11 protein-coding genes are annotated in these 16,947 nt (G+C 41.3%); 2 read left to right on the forward strand and 9 right to left on the reverse strand.

The window, feature by feature from the left end; translation table 11 throughout:
• The first annotated feature begins 820 nt into the window (after positions 1 to 820).
• Positions 821 to 1,300 carry a hypothetical protein gene (locus tag B4G94_RS04195; RefSeq protein WP_286857298.1) on the forward strand — a complete coding sequence of 160 codons (480 nt, stop codon included), beginning with the start codon at positions 821 to 823 and terminating at the stop codon, positions 1,298 to 1,300.
• A gap of 74 nt (positions 1,301 to 1,374) precedes the next feature.
• Here B4G94_RS04195 and rnr read toward each other — a convergent pair whose 3' ends face one another.
• The 3 genes from rnr to fsa form a co-directional block, all read right to left on the reverse strand.
• The gene (gene rnr / locus B4G94_RS04200) at positions 1,375 to 3,507 is read right to left on the reverse strand and encodes a ribonuclease R (protein WP_108636811.1); all 2,133 of its coding nucleotides are present in this window, start codon (positions 3,505 to 3,507) and stop codon (positions 1,375 to 1,377) included.
• 181 nt (positions 3,508 to 3,688) lie between these two features.
• Entirely contained in the window at positions 3,689 to 4,117 is a 429-nt protein-coding gene (locus B4G94_RS04205) for a Fur family transcriptional regulator (protein WP_108636812.1), read from the reverse strand.
• Positions 4,118 to 4,247: 130 nt separating this feature from the next.
• Positions 4,248 to 4,907 carry a fructose-6-phosphate aldolase gene (gene fsa, locus B4G94_RS04210; RefSeq protein ID WP_286857301.1) on the reverse strand — a complete coding sequence of 220 codons (660 nt, stop codon included), beginning with the start codon at positions 4,905 to 4,907 and terminating at the stop codon, positions 4,248 to 4,250.
• Positions 4,908 to 5,085: 178 nt separating this feature from the next.
• Here fsa and B4G94_RS04215 point away from each other — a divergent pair, with 178 nt between their 5' ends.
• Entirely contained in the window at positions 5,086 to 6,306 is a 1,221-nt protein-coding gene (locus B4G94_RS04215) for an MFS transporter (protein WP_108636814.1), read from the forward strand.
• A 45-nt stretch (positions 6,307 to 6,351) separates the two neighbouring features.
• On the opposite strand, the gene B4G94_RS04220 is transcribed toward B4G94_RS04215, so the two are convergent.
• The 6 genes from B4G94_RS04220 to B4G94_RS04245 form a co-directional block, all read right to left on the reverse strand.
• Complete coding sequence (locus B4G94_RS04220) at positions 6,352 to 6,807, reverse strand: retropepsin-like aspartic protease (RefSeq protein ID WP_245935927.1); 456 nt, start codon at positions 6,805 to 6,807, stop codon at positions 6,352 to 6,354.
• A 211-nt stretch (positions 6,808 to 7,018) separates the two neighbouring features.
• Complete coding sequence (locus B4G94_RS04225) at positions 7,019 to 7,957, reverse strand: malate dehydrogenase (RefSeq protein WP_108636815.1); 939 nt, start codon at positions 7,955 to 7,957, stop codon at positions 7,019 to 7,021.
• A 179-nt stretch (positions 7,958 to 8,136) separates the two neighbouring features.
• A complete protein-coding gene (locus B4G94_RS04230; protein WP_286857304.1) occupies positions 8,137 to 10,467 on the reverse strand; it encodes a BamA/TamA family outer membrane protein in 2,331 nt (776 codons plus the stop codon).
• A complete protein-coding gene (locus tag B4G94_RS04235; RefSeq protein WP_286857305.1) occupies positions 10,433 to 15,724 on the reverse strand; it encodes a translocation/assembly module TamB domain-containing protein in 5,292 nt (1,763 codons plus the stop codon). The genes B4G94_RS04230 and B4G94_RS04235 overlap by 35 nt, the downstream gene beginning before the upstream one ends.
• Positions 15,725 to 16,117: 393 nt before the next feature.
• Positions 16,118 to 16,492, reverse strand: a complete 375-nt coding sequence (locus B4G94_RS04240; protein WP_108636818.1) for a MauE/DoxX family redox-associated membrane protein — start codon at positions 16,490 to 16,492, stop codon at positions 16,118 to 16,120.
• Positions 16,493 to 16,515: 23 nt separating this feature from the next.
• Positions 16,516 to 16,857, reverse strand: coding sequence for a DUF4342 domain-containing protein (locus tag B4G94_RS04245; protein WP_241254838.1), 342 nt, complete (start codon positions 16,855 to 16,857; stop codon positions 16,516 to 16,518).
• Positions 16,858 to 16,947: the final 90 nt, after the last annotated feature.

Consider the following 16,947-nt stretch of genomic DNA (forward strand, 5'->3'; position numbering starts at 1 on the left):
ACCTGTTTTTGTTTATAAATTTGATACCTAAATTATTTTAAGTTCGCAAAGATACTGATTCCGTTTTGAATATTAAATAGTTAGTGTATAAAATTTAGATTATTTTTTCGCACTGACAGCTCTCTTTTCCCCGAGGCGGAGCCATTTCCCCTCGTGGTTTGACAAGTTCGCGCTCCTTCTTCTCTATACTCTCCATCGTCTAGATGATTTAGTCGGGTGGAACTTTCATTTACTCACCTGTCGAAATCATTTCGACACACGACTAAGTCATTTTCCCTTGTGACGATATGGTTTTGTCAGGCGTCGGAATGATTTAGTCGCCTGTCTGTTCCGTTTTTTCCTTGGTCTGGATGATTTAGTCAGGTGGAATTTTCATTTCCCCACATGGAAAAATAGCTTCGACACTGGTTTGGCTCATTCCGACACGACGCAGAATTCATGTTTTACTTGGCGAAATGGAGTAAACACAGTGCGGAATGTTTTCTTTTTCGCGATAGCGCAATAATATGTAAGATTTGCTGTGATAATATTGCGCTCGCAAGTTTAACAGCTGTTACTGGGTTAATATGATGTTGTCAAATAAGGACAATACGGGCAATCTTGTTGAGCTGATCGTGAAAATAGACAGACTCCATGTATGATTCATAAACTATTCTTACCTTATTGATTACTAGTTATTCCGTATTTTTTTCGAAAAAATATTCTTCTACTGGTTTTCCAGTATATTGATCTTTTTGCGTGTTTTTGCATCTATTTGGCAAGACGTTTGTCAAACACGGACAGATAATTAACAGTAAAAACAAATTAAAGTATGCAAATTATGAAAATCAAATCGATGTATTTAATGGTATTAACGCTTGTGACGCTTGCGTTTGTGGGATGTTCAAAAGATGATGATCCAAAACCGGTGAACTTCAAAGATCATGATATCACGGCAACAATTACTGTGTCAAAAGAATTTAAAAAGGCTGAAAATGATAATTTTGAAGTATCTATTAGCGGAATGAAAACAAACAGTGTTTTTGTGGACTGGAACGTAAATGGTGTGAAAGTGACTGATGATTTCGTAAAATTGGGAACCGATGATTTTAATGGTGGAAAAACGGTCATTTTCAAATCATTGGAAAAGTTTCAGGTTGGTGATTTAACTATGAGTGGGTTTAAATTTGGAGCTACACCATTTACCGTCACCTGGAAAATTGAAGATAATGGGAAAGTAGTGGAAGAAGGTAGCAAAGTGATCGTTAAGGGTGCTGATCCTAACTTTTTGAAAGTATTCAGATTTAGCGAGGTTGAATAAAAACAGCGTAATATTTTCAAAAGTAATTACAAAATAAAAAAGGAGAATGAGTTCTCCTTTTTTATTTTGTGACGCTACGACAACAACGTAAAATCTATTTGCCTTTTATCTAGATCCACTTTCTTTACGCGGATTTGAACCTCATCACCCAGCTGGAATTTCTTTTTCTTCCGCTGGCCAATAATCGCATAGTTCTTCTCATCCAGTACATAGAAATCATCCGTGATATCGCGCAAGCGTACCATACCCTCACACTTGTTCTCCTGAATCTCCACATACATACCCCATTCGGTCACACCTGATACGATACCAGTATATTCTGTGCCAATCTGATCTTGTAGGAATTCTGCCTGTTTGTATTTAATGGATGCACGTTCAGCTTCTGCTGCCTTTTTCTCCATCTGCGAAGAGTGCTCTGCCATCTTTTCATAGTGCTCGGCATTGACCTTGGTGCCACCATCCAGGTAGAACTGCAAAAGACGGTGCACCATCACATCGGGGTAGCGACGGATAGGGGAGGTGAAATGGGTGTAATAATCAAATGCCAATCCGTAATGGCTCGTTTTCTTCGTTGTATAGATGGCCTTGGCCATGGAGCGGACCGCCAATGAAGTCAGCATATTTTGTTCCTTGCTACCTTCGATCTTGGTCATGATGGCATTGAGGGATTTTGCTGTTTCCTTGTCTGTTTTAATGGTCAGCTTGTGACCAAATCGTGCGGCAAATTGCGAAAATGTCGTTAAGGTCTCTGGGTTTGGTACATCGTGATAACGGTACACAAACGTTAATTTGTTTTTACCGCGACCTTGCTTGCCGATATATTCGGCCACCTTACGGTTGGCCAGCAACATAAAGTCTTCAATCAGCTTGTGGGCATCTTTACGTACCTTGGTATATACGCCCGTAGGTTTGCCATTCTCATCCAGGGTGAATTTGACTTCCTCACTTTCAAATGCGATCGCTCCATTCTTAAACTTACGCTCACGAAGGATATAAGCAAGTTCATTTAATTTTAAAATTTCATGGCTGAAATCACCGGATTTCGTCTCGATGACCTCCTGTGCTTCTTCATAGCTAAACCGTCTGTCCGAATGGATAATTGTACGGCCAAACCATTGATCATGTATCGTAGCCTTGTCATCCAGCTCAAATACTGCCGAAAAACAAAGTTTGTCTTCATGTGGCCGTAATGAACAGACGCCATTGGACAAACGTTCCGGAAGCATTGGAATAACACGGTCTACCAAATAAACGGATGTCGCACGGTTAAAAGCTTCTTTGTCCAACTCAGTATCCGGGATCACAAAATGGGATACATCGGCAATATGCACACCGATCTCGTAATTGCCATTTTCCAGCTTTTGGAACGATATGGCATCGTCAAAATCTTTGGCATCGGCGGGGTCGATCGTAAAGGTTGGGACGCCTCTGAAATCACGTCTTTTGGCAATCTCTTCCTTGCTGATTTTCTCCGTGATCTTATTAGCTTCTTCTTCTACCTTTTTCGGGAATTCTAATGGGAAACCGTAGTCCGCCAAGATCGCATTCATCTCGGTGTTGTTTTCTCCTTTGACCCCAAGGACATGTTTGACCGTTCCTACGGGGTTTTTACTGCCACTCGGCCAGTCAATGATCGAAACCACGACTTTCTCCTTGTCCTTGGCACCATTCAGGTTATCCAATGGGATAAAGATATCGTGGAGCATCTTGCGGTCGTCGGCGATAAAAAAAGCGAAATTATTTGAGATGCTGATCGTTCCGGTAAAGTCGGTTTTGGCCCGTTGTAAGATTTCGACAACTTCGCCTTCTTTTTTGCGACCACCTTTTCTTTTCTCAAAAGTATGGACTTTGACAATATCCCCATGCAGGGCCTGTCTTAATTTACGGGGTGCAATATAGATATCGTTCTCAAACTCATCGTCTGGGATGATATAGGCAGAGCCGTCAGCCGTCATATCCACTCTTCCGGTCACATATACCTTAAGCTGCTTTAGGTTGAATTTTCCGCGCTCAACCTCGACAAATAGTCCGCTCCGGACATTGTCCTGCAAAATATCGGCAATAGCCACTTTGGAATCGTTGTCTGTCAGGTTCAGTTTGGAAGAAACTTGCTTGTAATTAAGCGGTTTGTTGTCTGATTTTTCGAAAATATCAATAATCAGCTGTGTTAGTACTTCTTTATAGGGATTTTCTTTTCTAGTCTTCATTCGTGTTATTTTTATGCATTTGTTTTGGCCTCCAAGGGCATTTGCATGGCCACCTCTTACCCCTACAAGGTACAAAAAAATCAGCATTTGCCCGTATAATAGCCAAGCTAATCGGAGTAATTCCGATTCCCAAATTATAGACAGATCAAGCGGGAAATTGTTTTGTCGTTGTTCAGTGGATTTATTTTTTACAGTGATTACATACGCCAAGTGCGTTTACAGCAATCGCCTCCAGACTGAACCCATTGGGGATAGAAACTTTTGGTAATGTAATTTCATCCAAGCAATAAACCGAGTTGCATATCCGGCAGATGAAATGCACGTGCTGGTCATGGTGGTCGTGTTCGGAACAGTTGGTGGAACACATGGCATAGGTGGCGGTACCGTGTAGGTCAAAGATCTTATGGATAATACCTTTTTCCTCAAAACTGGCCAGCACACGATACAATGTCACACGGTCGATATCCTTACCCAGTAATTTCTCCAATTCAGGCTGGGAGATGGCCGAATCTTTTGTTGAAATAATTTCAAGCACCTTCAGCCGGGGCTGGGTGACTTTTAAGCTATTCCGTTTCAGAATTTCTGGATATACGGTATTGGATTGTTCCATGGACTTCTTCGTTAAACCTTAGATCAACCACAAAAATACGGAATTTATCCACATAAGAAAACCGATAAGGTTAAGAATATTGTCATCTTCCCCTTATCGGTTTAAAAACTATACTGAAATACAGCTTATTTTATTTACCTGCAGCTTTTGCGTGGTCAGCTAAGAATGTGGCTAAACCGCTATCTGTCAAAGGATGTTTCAATAAAGATAAAATTGCCGACAATGGGCCTGTCATTACATCTGCTCCGATTTTAGCACAACCTAAGATGTGTGCGCTATGGCGTACAGAAGCGGCCAAGATCTGCGTTGGATATTGGTAGTTATCATAGATCAGACGGATGTCTTCGATCAATGCCAACCCGTCAGTTGAGATATCATCCAAACGGCCAATAAAAGGAGAAACATAAGTTGCGCCTGCTTTTGCGGCCAATAAAGCTTGTCCGGCAGTGAATACTAATGTACAGTTTGTTTTAATACCTTTTTCGCTGAAATATTTAATTGCTTTCACACCATCTTTGATCATAGGAACTTTGACCACGATCTTGCTGTCAAGAGCTGCCAAGGCTTCGCCTTCTTTGATCATTTCTTCATAAGTAGTCGAAATAACTTCAGCACTCACGTCGCCGTCAACAATAGCACAGATTGCTTTGTAGTGGTTGATTACGTTCTCATCACCGCTGATACCTTCTTTAGCCATTAAACTTGGATTGGTCGTTACACCATCTAATACGCCTAAATCTTGGGCTTCCTTGATTTGCTCTAGGTTCGCTGTGTCAATAAAAAATTTCATTGTGTATGTTATTGAATGATAATTATTTGATTATTTTAACGTTCGAAATAATAGGTGCAAAGTTATTGATTATATTCCAGTATTACACATTGATTTCAATGAATTGCATCATTATTTTTGCAAATTAGAATCTCTTCTCTTTCTTTTTTGTTATACTTTTATAGTATTATCTTTCAATATGCAGGTTTTTAGGTCTCTCCATTATAGAAACTTCCGTTTACATGTTATAGGACAAGCAATTTCCCTGATGGGAACTTGGATGCAGCGGATAGCGATCAGCTGGCTAGTGTATGAACTGACAAGTTCTGTGTTTTGGTTGGGTTTCGTTCAGTTTATTTCCCTATTGCCCTCGTTGGTGTTGTCGCCTTTTATCGGAAGCTTCGTCGATAAGCACAAAAAATACAAATTGGTATTATTGACGCAGATCGGCCTGATGATACAGGCCGGTATACTCACTTTGGTGGTTTATCTCAAGTGGGAGAGTGTCCTGTGGCTCTCGGTCCTTGGTCTGATACAAGGGGTCATCAACTCCTTTGATGTGCTCGGCAGGCAGTCGTTGATGATGTATCTGGTCGGTGACCGTAAGGACTTGCCAAATGCGATTGCACTCAATTCCACCATCTTTAACGCTGCGCGGATGCTGGGACCTGCGATTGGGGGCATTTTGCTCAGTACTTATGGCGAATTGGTCTGTTTCGCATTGAATTTTATCAGTTTTGTACCGGTTATCATTACCTTGTTAATGATGCAGGTGGATGAAACCAAAGGCCAACTCAGTAAAGGGAGCAACTGGGAAGGCTTGGTTGAGGGGTTCCGCTACCTCAAGCGTTCGCCACATATCTCCTCCTTGATTATTATCATGACGTTCTCCAGTTTGATTGTGATCCCTTATACCTCGCTCTTACCGGCCATAGCAAAAGAAATGTTCCATGGGGATGAACGCACATTCTCCTGGTTTGAAAGTGCGGCTGGATTGGGAGCCATGATCGGTGCATTTAATATGGCTCGCTTGAAGTCAGGATCAAACCTACGGTATCAGGTGATGGGGGCTGCTGCATTGATGGGATTGGCCTTGCTCTTCCTTGCTCATTCGAGCATGTTGCAGATGGCGCTCGTCTATGTCATGCTGGTTTCCTTTGCAATGATGATGCAGAACTCGAGCATCAATACGTATATTCAGACCCATGCCATACCGATATACCGGGCCCGGGCTATTTCATATTATGTCATGGCCTTCCAGGGAATTTTTCCGATAGGAACATTGATGATCGGCTCCCTGGCCAGTTATTGTGGTTTAAGGGCGACTTTATATACCATGGGGGGATTGGGGATATTGATCGCTATCCTCTATTATACTTACCTTCGTCTACATATTCACAAAAGGCTTTTTAAATTCTAGTATTGCGTAGTTAGTAATGAGATTTTGCTACAGCAAGCGGGCGGCTTACTTACTCTTGATTTTTCGGTCGCGTAAGCGTAATGTTTGCTTGGCGTAATCAATGACGGCACCATAGTCGGCAAAAATATCACCCCCCAACACCCCAATGACGGGATCAAGTTCCATTTGCCCGTAGGCATAATTGATGGAACTTAAGTCCAATACTGCGGTTTTTAATTTGTTGATTCGCCAGGTGCCGATCGCCAGGCTAGGGATTTCCATTGTAAAGCTCTCCATGGAATTGGTACCGAGACCTGTTGAAAGGGTTTCTGATGGCTCCAGCAGCAACTGATCTTCCAGAAGATGTGCCATCTGGGTTTTGTCAAATACAGTTTTGGATGCCCCCGTGTCGATCACCATTTTAAAATTGCGTTCGTATAGCGTTACATCAACTAGAATATGCGTTCCTTGCCCCTGAAGATCCAAGATTTGAAATGGTACTTTCGTCATATTCCCAAACATAGCCAAAAATTTAATTAAAAAAAATTTTGACGCCGGCTTATTATCTTCACCTCGAAGGTAAATTTAGGTTGTCATCTGTCAGATAGATGGTAACGGATAAATAATCTATTCTTTTAATGGCGAACTGTAGCGTGGGGGCGTCCGGTCGGGATATGACAAAAAAGGCTGTCATTTTAAAATAACAGCCTTTTTTTTCGTTTGTCTATACCAATTATAATGCGTTGATTTCTTTCAATACGTTATTCATGGCGCGTACCGCGTCGGCACTCTTACTGAATTTTTCTTTATCCTCCTCATCCAACTGCAATGGAATAATACGGTCCCATCCTTTTTTGTTAATGATAACCGGAACACCCAGGTTAATGTCTTCTTGTCCAAATTCCCCTTCGAGGTAAACGGAAGCAGTGAATAATTTACCTTGGTCGCGCACGATGCTTTCCACGACCGCAGCGGTTGCGGCACCAGGGGCGTACCAAGCTGAAGTGCCAATCAGACTGGTTAATGTGGCCCCACCGACCATCGTCTTATGGACGACCTCTGCCTGCTCCTCGGCCGTAAGGAAGTTGCTGACCGGAATGCTGTTCCACGTGGAGTGCTTGATCAACGGAATCATGGTGGTATCACCATGGCCACCAATGACAATGGCGTTGAGATCCGCCGCCGAAGCATTTAATTTTTCACTCAATTGATATTTGAAGCGCGCAGAGTCCAATGTTCCTCCCATTCCGATAATCCTATTTTTAGGCAAGCCACTCGATTTGAGCGCAAGATAAGTCATCGTATCCATTGGGTTCGATACAATAACAATAATGATATCGGGAGAGTGTTTTACTAAATTTTCTACCACTGATTTGACGATATTTGCATTTGTTCCGATCAATTCCTCACGGGTCATTCCCGGTTTACGGGGAATACCAGAAGTGATGACAGCAACAGTGGAGCCCGCAGTCGACAGATAATCATTGGTTACACCTTTGATTTTGGATTCAAATCCTAATAGAGCCGCCGTTTGCGCCATATCTTGCGCTTTTCCTTCCGCAAATCCTTCCTTGATATCCAATAATACAATCTCTTCGGCGACATTTCGACGGATTAAATTGTCTGCTGTAGTTGCGCCTACAGCTCCAGCACCAACAATAGTTACTTTCATATGTAAATTATTTGTTTATTATGGGCATATGGAATATCCAGTCCATTTTCACGAATGCTTGTACCGTTCTTTTGCATGGATATTTCATGAGCATTAATGTGGATTAGTAAATAATGCTTGAATTTAATGAATTATTATCAGTAAATCAATCAATTTCACGGGAATAACTTGATTTTGGTTTAGAAAGGATATCCAATAGCTAAATTGAACATCAGGTTATCTTTTCGCCACTTCGAACTGCCAAAATCGATATCTTTAAATACCCAACGTTCTCCTTTTGGTAAGTAAGGGATACGGAAGGGAATCGAAAAATCCGTCCGTACAATTAGGAAAGTAAAGTCAAAACGTAAGCCGGCGCCACCACCTACGGCAAGTTCATTTAGAAAGTTTTTACTGAACTTGGCTCCGGGTTTGTTGACATCTTCACGTTGCAACCAGACGTTACCGGCATCAATAAATGCTGCCCAATGTACAAAACCAGCCAGCTTAGCCCGGTATTCGGTATTCAATTCCAATTTGATGTCACCGGTTTGATCAGCATAAAACAGGCCATTGCTCAGTTTTTCCGGAGCAAGGGTTCCCGGACCAATAGCGCGGGCGCCGAAAGCACGGATACTGTTTGGACCGCCGACATAATATTGTTTCAAATAGGGAAGGGAACGCGAGTTTCCATAGGAATAACTCAGACCGAGGCTCACCCTTGAGGCCAGTTGTGAATTCTCCGATAGCTTAAGATAATGTCTTCCGTCACCGCTTATTTTGATATACTGAGAGAAGTATGCATCGAATAACTTGAAGGTTTTGCCTTTATTAAAATCCGCTCCCTTGATCAGACCGAGGATATTTCCCGACAGGTCTAGATTTCCTTTGAAATAGAACGTATTCTTCAAATGCTGCTTCATCGTATTCTGGAACGTGAAGTTGTAATTTGGTCCGATCGTAAACTGGGGATCGATCGCATGCCGCAAAGCAGGGATCGTATCCATTTGCTTTTGGTAAGTCTCCGAAATGCCTTTCGGCTGTACATAGGTAATTTCCAGTAAAGCCAAATCATGCTGCTTTTCTTCCGATTCCTGCCAGATGTAGCCATAATCCAATGCAATGGAATTGAGGGTGTATGCCTTGCGGCGGTTCAAGAATTCGTATCGGCCTTTCACATAGGTTTTGGGAATAAAACGACGCGAAGGATTGATATGCCCGAAAGGAGAGAGTATCCTTGGAAAAGTTACTGTAGCTTCCATTCCGTAGCGGTAATAACTGGAATTTAGATCCGCATTTCCCCCAGTCTGGGTTTCATATCCGCCAAAGACGTTAAAGCTCAATTGCTCAGCGCCTTTAAATGCATTGCGCAACGTCCAGTTGACGTTGACCTCTGTACCGTTGTAGACTGATGCCATTTTGCCCAATAGTTCTACCCGCAATGATTTTTTGGGGAGTGGCGTTAGATAATAGTATACATCCAGTGCATTAGGGACTTCCTTGCTATCGACAAAATTGTTCTTCACAAATTTCCAGCTATTCAGGTTTACCAAATGGCTGATTGTCTGATTGTGTGCCGTACGGTTATAGACATCTCCCGGCTTAAAGAAAATATGGTTGGCAATGACCGGCTTGCGAAAGGTATGCCTTCGATCAATAAAATAGTAACTGCTGTCAAAGAGTTCGGCATTGCGCGTTGATCGCTGGTAGCCCGAACTGGTTTCTGTGTAGTTGGGGAAAATATAGATCTTATTGATTTTAGACGGAACCTTTGCTTGCGCAGGGGTCTCTTTTTTCACAGTCACATACATGTCTACCCGATTATTTCGATGTGAGCTATCGACTTCCACCAAAATATAATCCGGACTAAAATAGTAGTAGCCTTTGTTCTTAAGGTCATTGTCAATACGGTCGCGCTCATTCAGAATAACATCAAGACTATAATTTTTCCCGATCTGGAGTAAGCTTTTGTCCGAAGATGAAAGAATATCCCGCCCCAATTGGCTAGTGCTATCTATGTCAAACTTGACCGATTGTATCCTATAGATCAGATTCGGTTTAGCCGTATAATTGATAGTTGCCTTTTTTTCTTCAACCAGGGTGTCTGATCTAACCTCGGCATTGAAAAAGCCAATGTTCTCCATGCGGTTACGTAGCAGATTTTCATTGTACTCACGGTTAACGTCGCTCAACAGTACGGGTTCTTCTCCAATTTTCTTGAAGAATCTTTTGATCATGTTTTTGTTAGCGGAATCTCCGGCCATATTGTTAAAATATAGCTTAAATGGGACACCCGCCAGACGTTTATTGGGTTTTGGCATCAAGGACGACTGGAGATAGGTCGAAAGTTTTTCCTTGTTCTCTTTTGAAATGGTGTCTGAATCTATAATGACATTGCCTTTGACATACAGGCTTTCCCCTTCTTTCAAATTCTTGGTAGAAGAGCAGGATGCCATGATCGTAGTCAGTGTCAATATTCCGATAGCAAATTTCAGCTTAGCTCGCATGATAACTCCTTTCCTCATCTTCATTTTTAATCGCAGTCGTTCTGATCGTATCTAAATTTGTTTTTGGACCCTGATTTTTTGGTGCATTCTTGCTTGAGTCCAATTCTTGTTTACGTTTTTCTTTTTCGCGTTCTTCAATACGTTTTCGATATGCAGGGCTATGGAGCATCAAACTGTCTCTAATCACTGTACGTACACTATCCCGATAGACCGAGTCGGTCTCCATCCGCTCCACATTAAAGCGTTTTCTAAACCCTTTGCTGTCGGTATCATAGTACTCTTTGAGTTTTTTTGAACTCATCCATATCTCTTTAAACTTATTATAATCCATATTAATAATGAATCCGATACCGGTCTCCACATATTGCCCTTGAAGGGTCACCTGATATTGGTTTTTACGATACATACGGGCAAAATAGCGGCCATCTTGTGAAAGTTGGTAATCCAATTGAATATCGCCAGCGATATTATTGGATGCTTCGCCAGGACGGGTATTGCCTTCAACTTCAAAATTGGAACCTATCGTAATTTTTAACCGGTCATTGAGGAGCATTTTTGAGACACCGATATTCAGATCTGTCCTTGTCTGCCCAGCCCCGGTAGTATAGTCCTCTTCAGAAGTCAAGTTGAAATCCAATTCTACACCCGTAATTAATTCTGAAGCCAAACGATTTAACTGTCCACTCAAAAACGAACTGATGCTATTTCTGACAATGGCTTCTGTGCCGCCACCTCCGGATAAACTTTCAAATGGATTAGTTGACATAAATCTTCCCAATACAATGAGTGAGAATACCTGCTTATTAAGTTCTGACGGGTTTTCGCGGAGGGTAGTCAATGCATTATTTACTTTACTGACCACATCTTGAGACACAATAGAGTTGTTCTCATCCAAATCAATGTCAAAACCCAATTGCGGCTGGAACAGCTTATCCGTAATTTTTAGCAATACGTTGAATGGTACACGTTGTTTATACAGATTTGAGTTTTCCGAACCCAATTGCGTTGCGACTAATTCCAAGGTAGGTGCTTTGGTCGTATATGCTGCTGTGATATTCAGTCGTGCATCCAAGGGATCTCCATTCCAGGTGATGGTACTTCCTTTTTGAAAAGTAAAATCTTTTTTCACTGGACCAAAGCTAAATGAGTAACTCCCTTTGTCTACAGTAAATGTTCCGGACAAAGTAATTTTACTGCTGGCATCTATGCCGGCATTTAATTCCGCCTGACCTTGGATATTAAGGGCATCCTGCGAGCCTGCATCCAGAAGGATTTTAAATTTAGCCTCTTTGTCCGTCTGCAGGTTCAGATCCACATCCATTCCTGTCAATTTGGTAACGGTCATCGAATCCAGCTTGGCAAATATATTCGCACGGGTTGTATCACTCTTATCAACAAATTCGACCACCCCTTTGCGGTCAGCCATCCCCGGGTTTTCATTAGGCATGACAAAGGTGAAGTCAGTTTCGTCAAGTACTTTAATTGTTCCATCGACAACAGGCTTATCTAGGTTTCCTCTGATCCGCAGATTGGAGGTTAGGTACATCTTGCCATAGAACATGTCGTTGTCTGTCTGAGTAGAGTTTAACACCTCAAAATTGTCGGTATTGACGTTGAGATTAAAATCAAAATCAGTATAGGTTTTTGTATCGATCGAACCCGTCACCTTAGCGATATTTCCTTTTTTGTCTTCCAATGCAAATTTTGGAAAGCTGATCCCGCTATTATGAAAATGAACTGTCTCATCTTTTGCTTTGAAAAGGGCGTTGAGCATTGCAATGTTAAATTGAGCATCTTTAAACTTGACATCGCCAGCTATAAGCGGTTTGGAAGGGGAGCCTGTTATTTTTAATTGACCTTCGAGGTTTCCTTTTGATTCCTTCAGATAGCCCAAACTAAATGCTTGCACAGTCTGCATGGTCAATGGCTGAATATCCAAGGTGAAATCCAGACTCGATTCTCCTTTCGGTGGACTGATAAAATCCCCGCTTAACACCACGTTGTTGCCATTTTCGCTGATACTGATGTTTGCATTATAGGTATTTTCTTTTTCATTATTGACTTTGATGTTCACGTTTCCAACGGTATCTTTTCCGACATAGAATTTATCGATGACCAGATCCGAAACAAATACAGGATTACTTTCCAGTCGTGATATCGTAGCCTGCCCATTGATGCCACCACCCAGATCCATAATATCGCTTTCGAGCATTTTACTTATAGTCTCAATACGGAAATTATTGAAGGAAATATTGACAGGCGAATTCAAAACGCTGTCCTGCGAAGAGATACTCAATTCTTGTCCCTTGTTGCTCAGGACAAAGTCTTTTGCCTGAATCCCCGTACTTCCAAATTTGAGCACGTTGGACGGATTTACGGTCCATTTGTCGTAGTTCAGCATGAGTCCGTCCTGGAGTAGACTAAAGACAAAAGCCCCATTGTCCACGCGCATATTGGCACCTAAATGATATTGTTCCTTCTCTTTCTTATCCTTGATCCATAAGCCGAAATCCAGGTTATTCTGGATGACCTTACCACTAAACACGGTATTGACTAGTTCAATATTACTGACCTTGATCTTATTGATCAGAGCAGAATAATAAAGGGTGCTATCCAAGGTGTTGATATCCAGGGTAACGTTATTTATTTCTGTTCCGTTATAGATTATTTTAGGGGCATCCAGTTTGGCCAATATGGTTTTCGTCGCACTATTGAACATTCCATCTAAGGTGATATCTTTCATTTCTGTCAATTCCGGAACAAAATCCTGTACAAATTTGGTCCGGGTCAATTGTGCTGAAAACTCGATGTTCTGTGGTTCATAAGGTGGTACCTTTACAGGTTTTCCAGGTTGATAATAAACTTGTAAAATATCCTGAATGGCATTTTGTAGCTCTAGAATCTTATATTTCCCGACCAAGTGGGCATTGAAAAAAGCAGATTTAAGAAGCAACAAATTTCTGGATGTATCCGATTTTGCAATCAGGGAAATACTGTCCAAAGAATAATAGGCATCGTTGTAGGCAATCGATGAGTTGGTGATATGTGCCTCCCCATTGAGAAAGTTTGGATCAGCTGAAGTAAAATGCCCGACCATCTTACCATGGTATTTAAAATCATCCGCCATTAACTTCAGATTTTTGAGGTTGATGGTATCCACCATCAATTCAAAATCCACCTGGGGATACTTGGATTTCATATTGGCCGTGGCATCCAGTTTCAGCTTAATATTGGGGTCAGGACTCACGACCGATGCTTTGATATCACCTTTGTCTGCAGTGAGGTTCATATCGATATTCTGATACCGATAGCCCATGGCATCCATGCGGTTTACTTTACCATCGAAATTGGCGACAAGTTTCTTGGGATCCGTGCCATGTCCTTTTATTTTTCCTTCAAAGGAAAGTATCCCTAAGGTACTGTCCATTTTCATGATCTTCCCAATATCAAAATCGCGTATGCTAACAAGAGCATCATAGCTGGTATCTCTGTTTGCCATGCTGACTTTACCGTCAAATTTTGCTGTTCCTTTTTCGGTCACCAGTGAGAGATTGGTGTCAAAAGCAGTCATACCGCCTTTAAAGGTACCTGTTAGTCCGATCGTATTTGGCAGTTCGATATTAGCTGGAAGCATGGATTTCGCAACGAGTTTTTCAATATCCGAACGTCCTGTGGTTAATTTTTTCAGATTCAGGTCCATGGACATTTTATCCACATTTGGCAATCCTTTCAGTCGCATACTGGCGATTATCCGCGTATTGGATAGGGTCTGGAAATCAATATTAGGAATATTGAGGTCGTTTAACTTGCCGATCACGCGTCCATCAATATTGAACTTTTTGTCCATCAAGGGTTTCATGACCTGCATCGTATCAAGGAAAGGAGCAAAGTAATAAATGTCGCGCATATCGACATGGCTCTTTTTAAGCGTCGCATTCACATAGATCAATTCCGGTTTTTTGGTAATGATATCCAGGGATGGGTAGGTTACTTTGAAGTAATCCCGAATAAGCGTGCGCGGTGTTTCCGCGTAGAGGTTTTTAATTTCTGCCCCGGTATTTGTATACTTGAATTCACCTTTGAGCTGTTTGATAACCAAGCCTGAGTGATCGGATGCGGTCAGCTCGTTTAGTGACCCACTAATGGAGTCCGCACTATAATATAAGTCGGTTAGATTGGTTTTTATCCCCGGAATTTTAATATTGAAATAATCAAAGCCTTTCATGCGGGCCTGATTGTCATCCCGATAAGCCAGAGCAGTATTATTGATCGTGATGTCTTTGGCAGAGACGATCCACTTGATTTTTGTGGTATCCGTTTGGGTATTGCCCGTAGGCGTAGGCTGTGTTTTCTTCGCTATTTTTCCAAAGAGCACCTCATTGTCGGAGCCATCGAGCTGGATGGTTTGAATATCAACTAGCTCCTTGTTTAAATCAATCTTGTTGATATCTGCTCTTAGATTTTTGATGTTAAACTTTGTTTTAAGCGAGCTGGATTGATCCTCATAGCGGACAAGGATATTGGCAAGGTCGGCAATTTGTATTCCCACATCCGGAAGAAGGGTAGTGGTTTGTGCGGTTTTGTCCGTAATGCCAAAATCTTCGACCGATGGAGCAGTACCGTCCACGACAGGTTTCCATTGTTTTACGGTCGCATTCAAACCGTCTATTTTTACCTTCGGTAGGTTGAAGGCCATATTTTTGGTCAGGTCAAATTTTTTAATATTGGTATTTAGCGTGCCCAGATATACATCAGCGCTTGTTCCAATAACATCGTCAGCATAAACGATATGAGCTTTATCAAGCTTTACCTTGTCCAGATTAAAAATGAGGGCAGAAGTGGTATCTGCCGTAGGTTTACTTTCCTTTTCGGAGGCAAATGCTTTGACGATATAATCAAAATTAAAGGAACTGTCAGGCAATGTTCTTCGAATTTTTGTAGTGATCCCCTCCGCTTCGATACTTTGGATTTCTACAGTGTTTTTCAGAAGCTTGAGCATGTTGATGTCCACCGCAATACTTTTTCCAGCAACGAGCGTGTCCTTGCTCTGATCCTCCATATAGATATCTTGCAACACTAACTTTTTCGGAAAATCAATATTGATGTAACCGATTTTAACCGGAGTGCCTATTTTCCCTTCGACATAATGCGTTACTTTTCCGGCAATATAGTTTTGAACGGCGGGTATCCGGATTAAAAATACAACTAGAATAATCAGCGCAATTATTACTCCAATAATCCACAATATTGTTTTGAATGCAATTCGGGTAAATCTGTTCAACGTATAATTTGATTTAAGTATCTATTAATAAAAACTAAAACGGAAAAAAGTTTGCAAAGTTTTTCAGATATTAAGTTATATCCCCGCCATTTCAGCAAACTAAGATAAATTTGCTTGTATATGCAAGTTTAATTTCTGCTACATAACGTTTAATTTGCGCTACATATACGCATATGTAAACCTTGAACCGTCCTCCATCTCCCGCTAAATTCCCTGCTATCGAGGAGGTATTCTATAAACCCATCAAATAATTGACCAAACCATTTTTGGAGTATAAAGTTTTTTATTTTTTAATTTTATACTAACAAAAACATACAATCCCTATCAATTTCTTAACAATAGGAATTTCTCCCTGACAGGATCCTGTCGTTTTTGTTTGGACGAACAGGACAATTACGCCATCAGTTTTTTGTATTTCCCCCAATTTTCAAATACGACCCATAGCCAAATGACGAAAAGTACGGCCCAGATAATTAATCCCTGTTGGCTATAAAAAACCATATTATGCGTAAAAATACCAATTAGTATTGGCAGGATAACCAGTGCACCAACAGTTCTTGTTTTAGGAAACAGAAATAACAATCCACCGATGATTTCGATAACACCGACAAGGGGCAACAACCATTTTATTGTGCCGAAAGCTTCAAATACCTTTTGCATGTCCATGTCCATTGGTGGGATAGGCATATAATGAAGGATTTTATCTAAGCCTGCATTCATAAAAAGCAGACCAAACAAAACGCAAACAATATTCTTTAGGATTTTCATGATCGTAAATTTTTAAGGTCAAATTAGTTGACAGTGATCGTTGTCGGTGGTTCTGAGGGACCATCCTTTTTATCCTCTTCCTTCTTTTCGCTATTGCGTTCTACCGTAATTGTGCATTCGGTGAGCAAGGCTGCCACGGCGCCAATTGCGGCAAATACCGGCGCCAGGATCAGTCCGATCGCGCCAACTGTAATCGGAAAACTCATGATTTCTTTACCATGCTTGTCCGAGATACTGATTTTATTTACATTACCCTCTGCAATGATTTCTTTGATCTTTTGTAAGAGGTTTTCTCCGTTGATTTGAAATGTTTCCTTGAATCCCATAATGATATAATTTAAGTTCGTTCTTATAAAGTTATTCATTTTTTTACAGGAATCCGTATAAAGTTAAAAATCAACAATAAAGCTAGCATATAAAAGGAGTACGATTCTACCAAGCCATAAACGGACAGG

It is taken from the genome of Sphingobacterium sp. UBA7625, from assembly GCF_002484085.1.
GTDB lineage: Bacteria > Bacteroidota > Bacteroidia > Sphingobacteriales > Sphingobacteriaceae > Sphingobacterium > Sphingobacterium athyrii.

Bases quoted from the DNA above. Each gene is read 5' to 3' on its own strand.
- B4G94_RS04215 (WP_108636814.1), top strand. From the start codon at position 5,086: ATGCAGGTTTTTAGGTCTCTCCATTATAGAAACTTCCGTTTACATGTT.
- B4G94_RS04225 (WP_108636815.1), bottom strand. From the start codon at position 7,957: ATGAAAGTAACTATTGTTGGTGCTGGAGCTGTAGGCGCAACTACAGCA.
- fsa (WP_286857301.1), bottom strand. From the start codon at position 4,907: ATGAAATTTTTTATTGACACAGCGAACCTAGAGCAAATCAAGGAAGCC.
- B4G94_RS04240 (WP_108636818.1), bottom strand. From the start codon at position 16,492: ATGAAAATCCTAAAGAATATTGTTTGCGTTTTGTTTGGTCTGCTTTTT.
- rnr (WP_108636811.1), bottom strand. From the start codon at position 3,507: ATGAAGACTAGAAAAGAAAATCCCTATAAAGAAGTACTAACACAGCTG.
- B4G94_RS04220 (WP_245935927.1), bottom strand. From the start codon at position 6,807: ATGTTTGGGAATATGACGAAAGTACCATTTCAAATCTTGGATCTTCAG.
- B4G94_RS04245 (WP_241254838.1), bottom strand. From the start codon at position 16,857: ATGAATAACTTTATAAGAACGAACTTAAATTATATCATTATGGGATTC.
- B4G94_RS04205 (WP_108636812.1), bottom strand. From the start codon at position 4,117: ATGGAACAATCCAATACCGTATATCCAGAAATTCTGAAACGGAATAGC.
- B4G94_RS04230 (WP_286857304.1), bottom strand. From the start codon at position 10,467: ATGAAGATGAGGAAAGGAGTTATCATGCGAGCTAAGCTGAAATTTGCT.
- B4G94_RS04195 (WP_286857298.1), top strand. From the start codon at position 821: ATGAAAATCAAATCGATGTATTTAATGGTATTAACGCTTGTGACGCTT.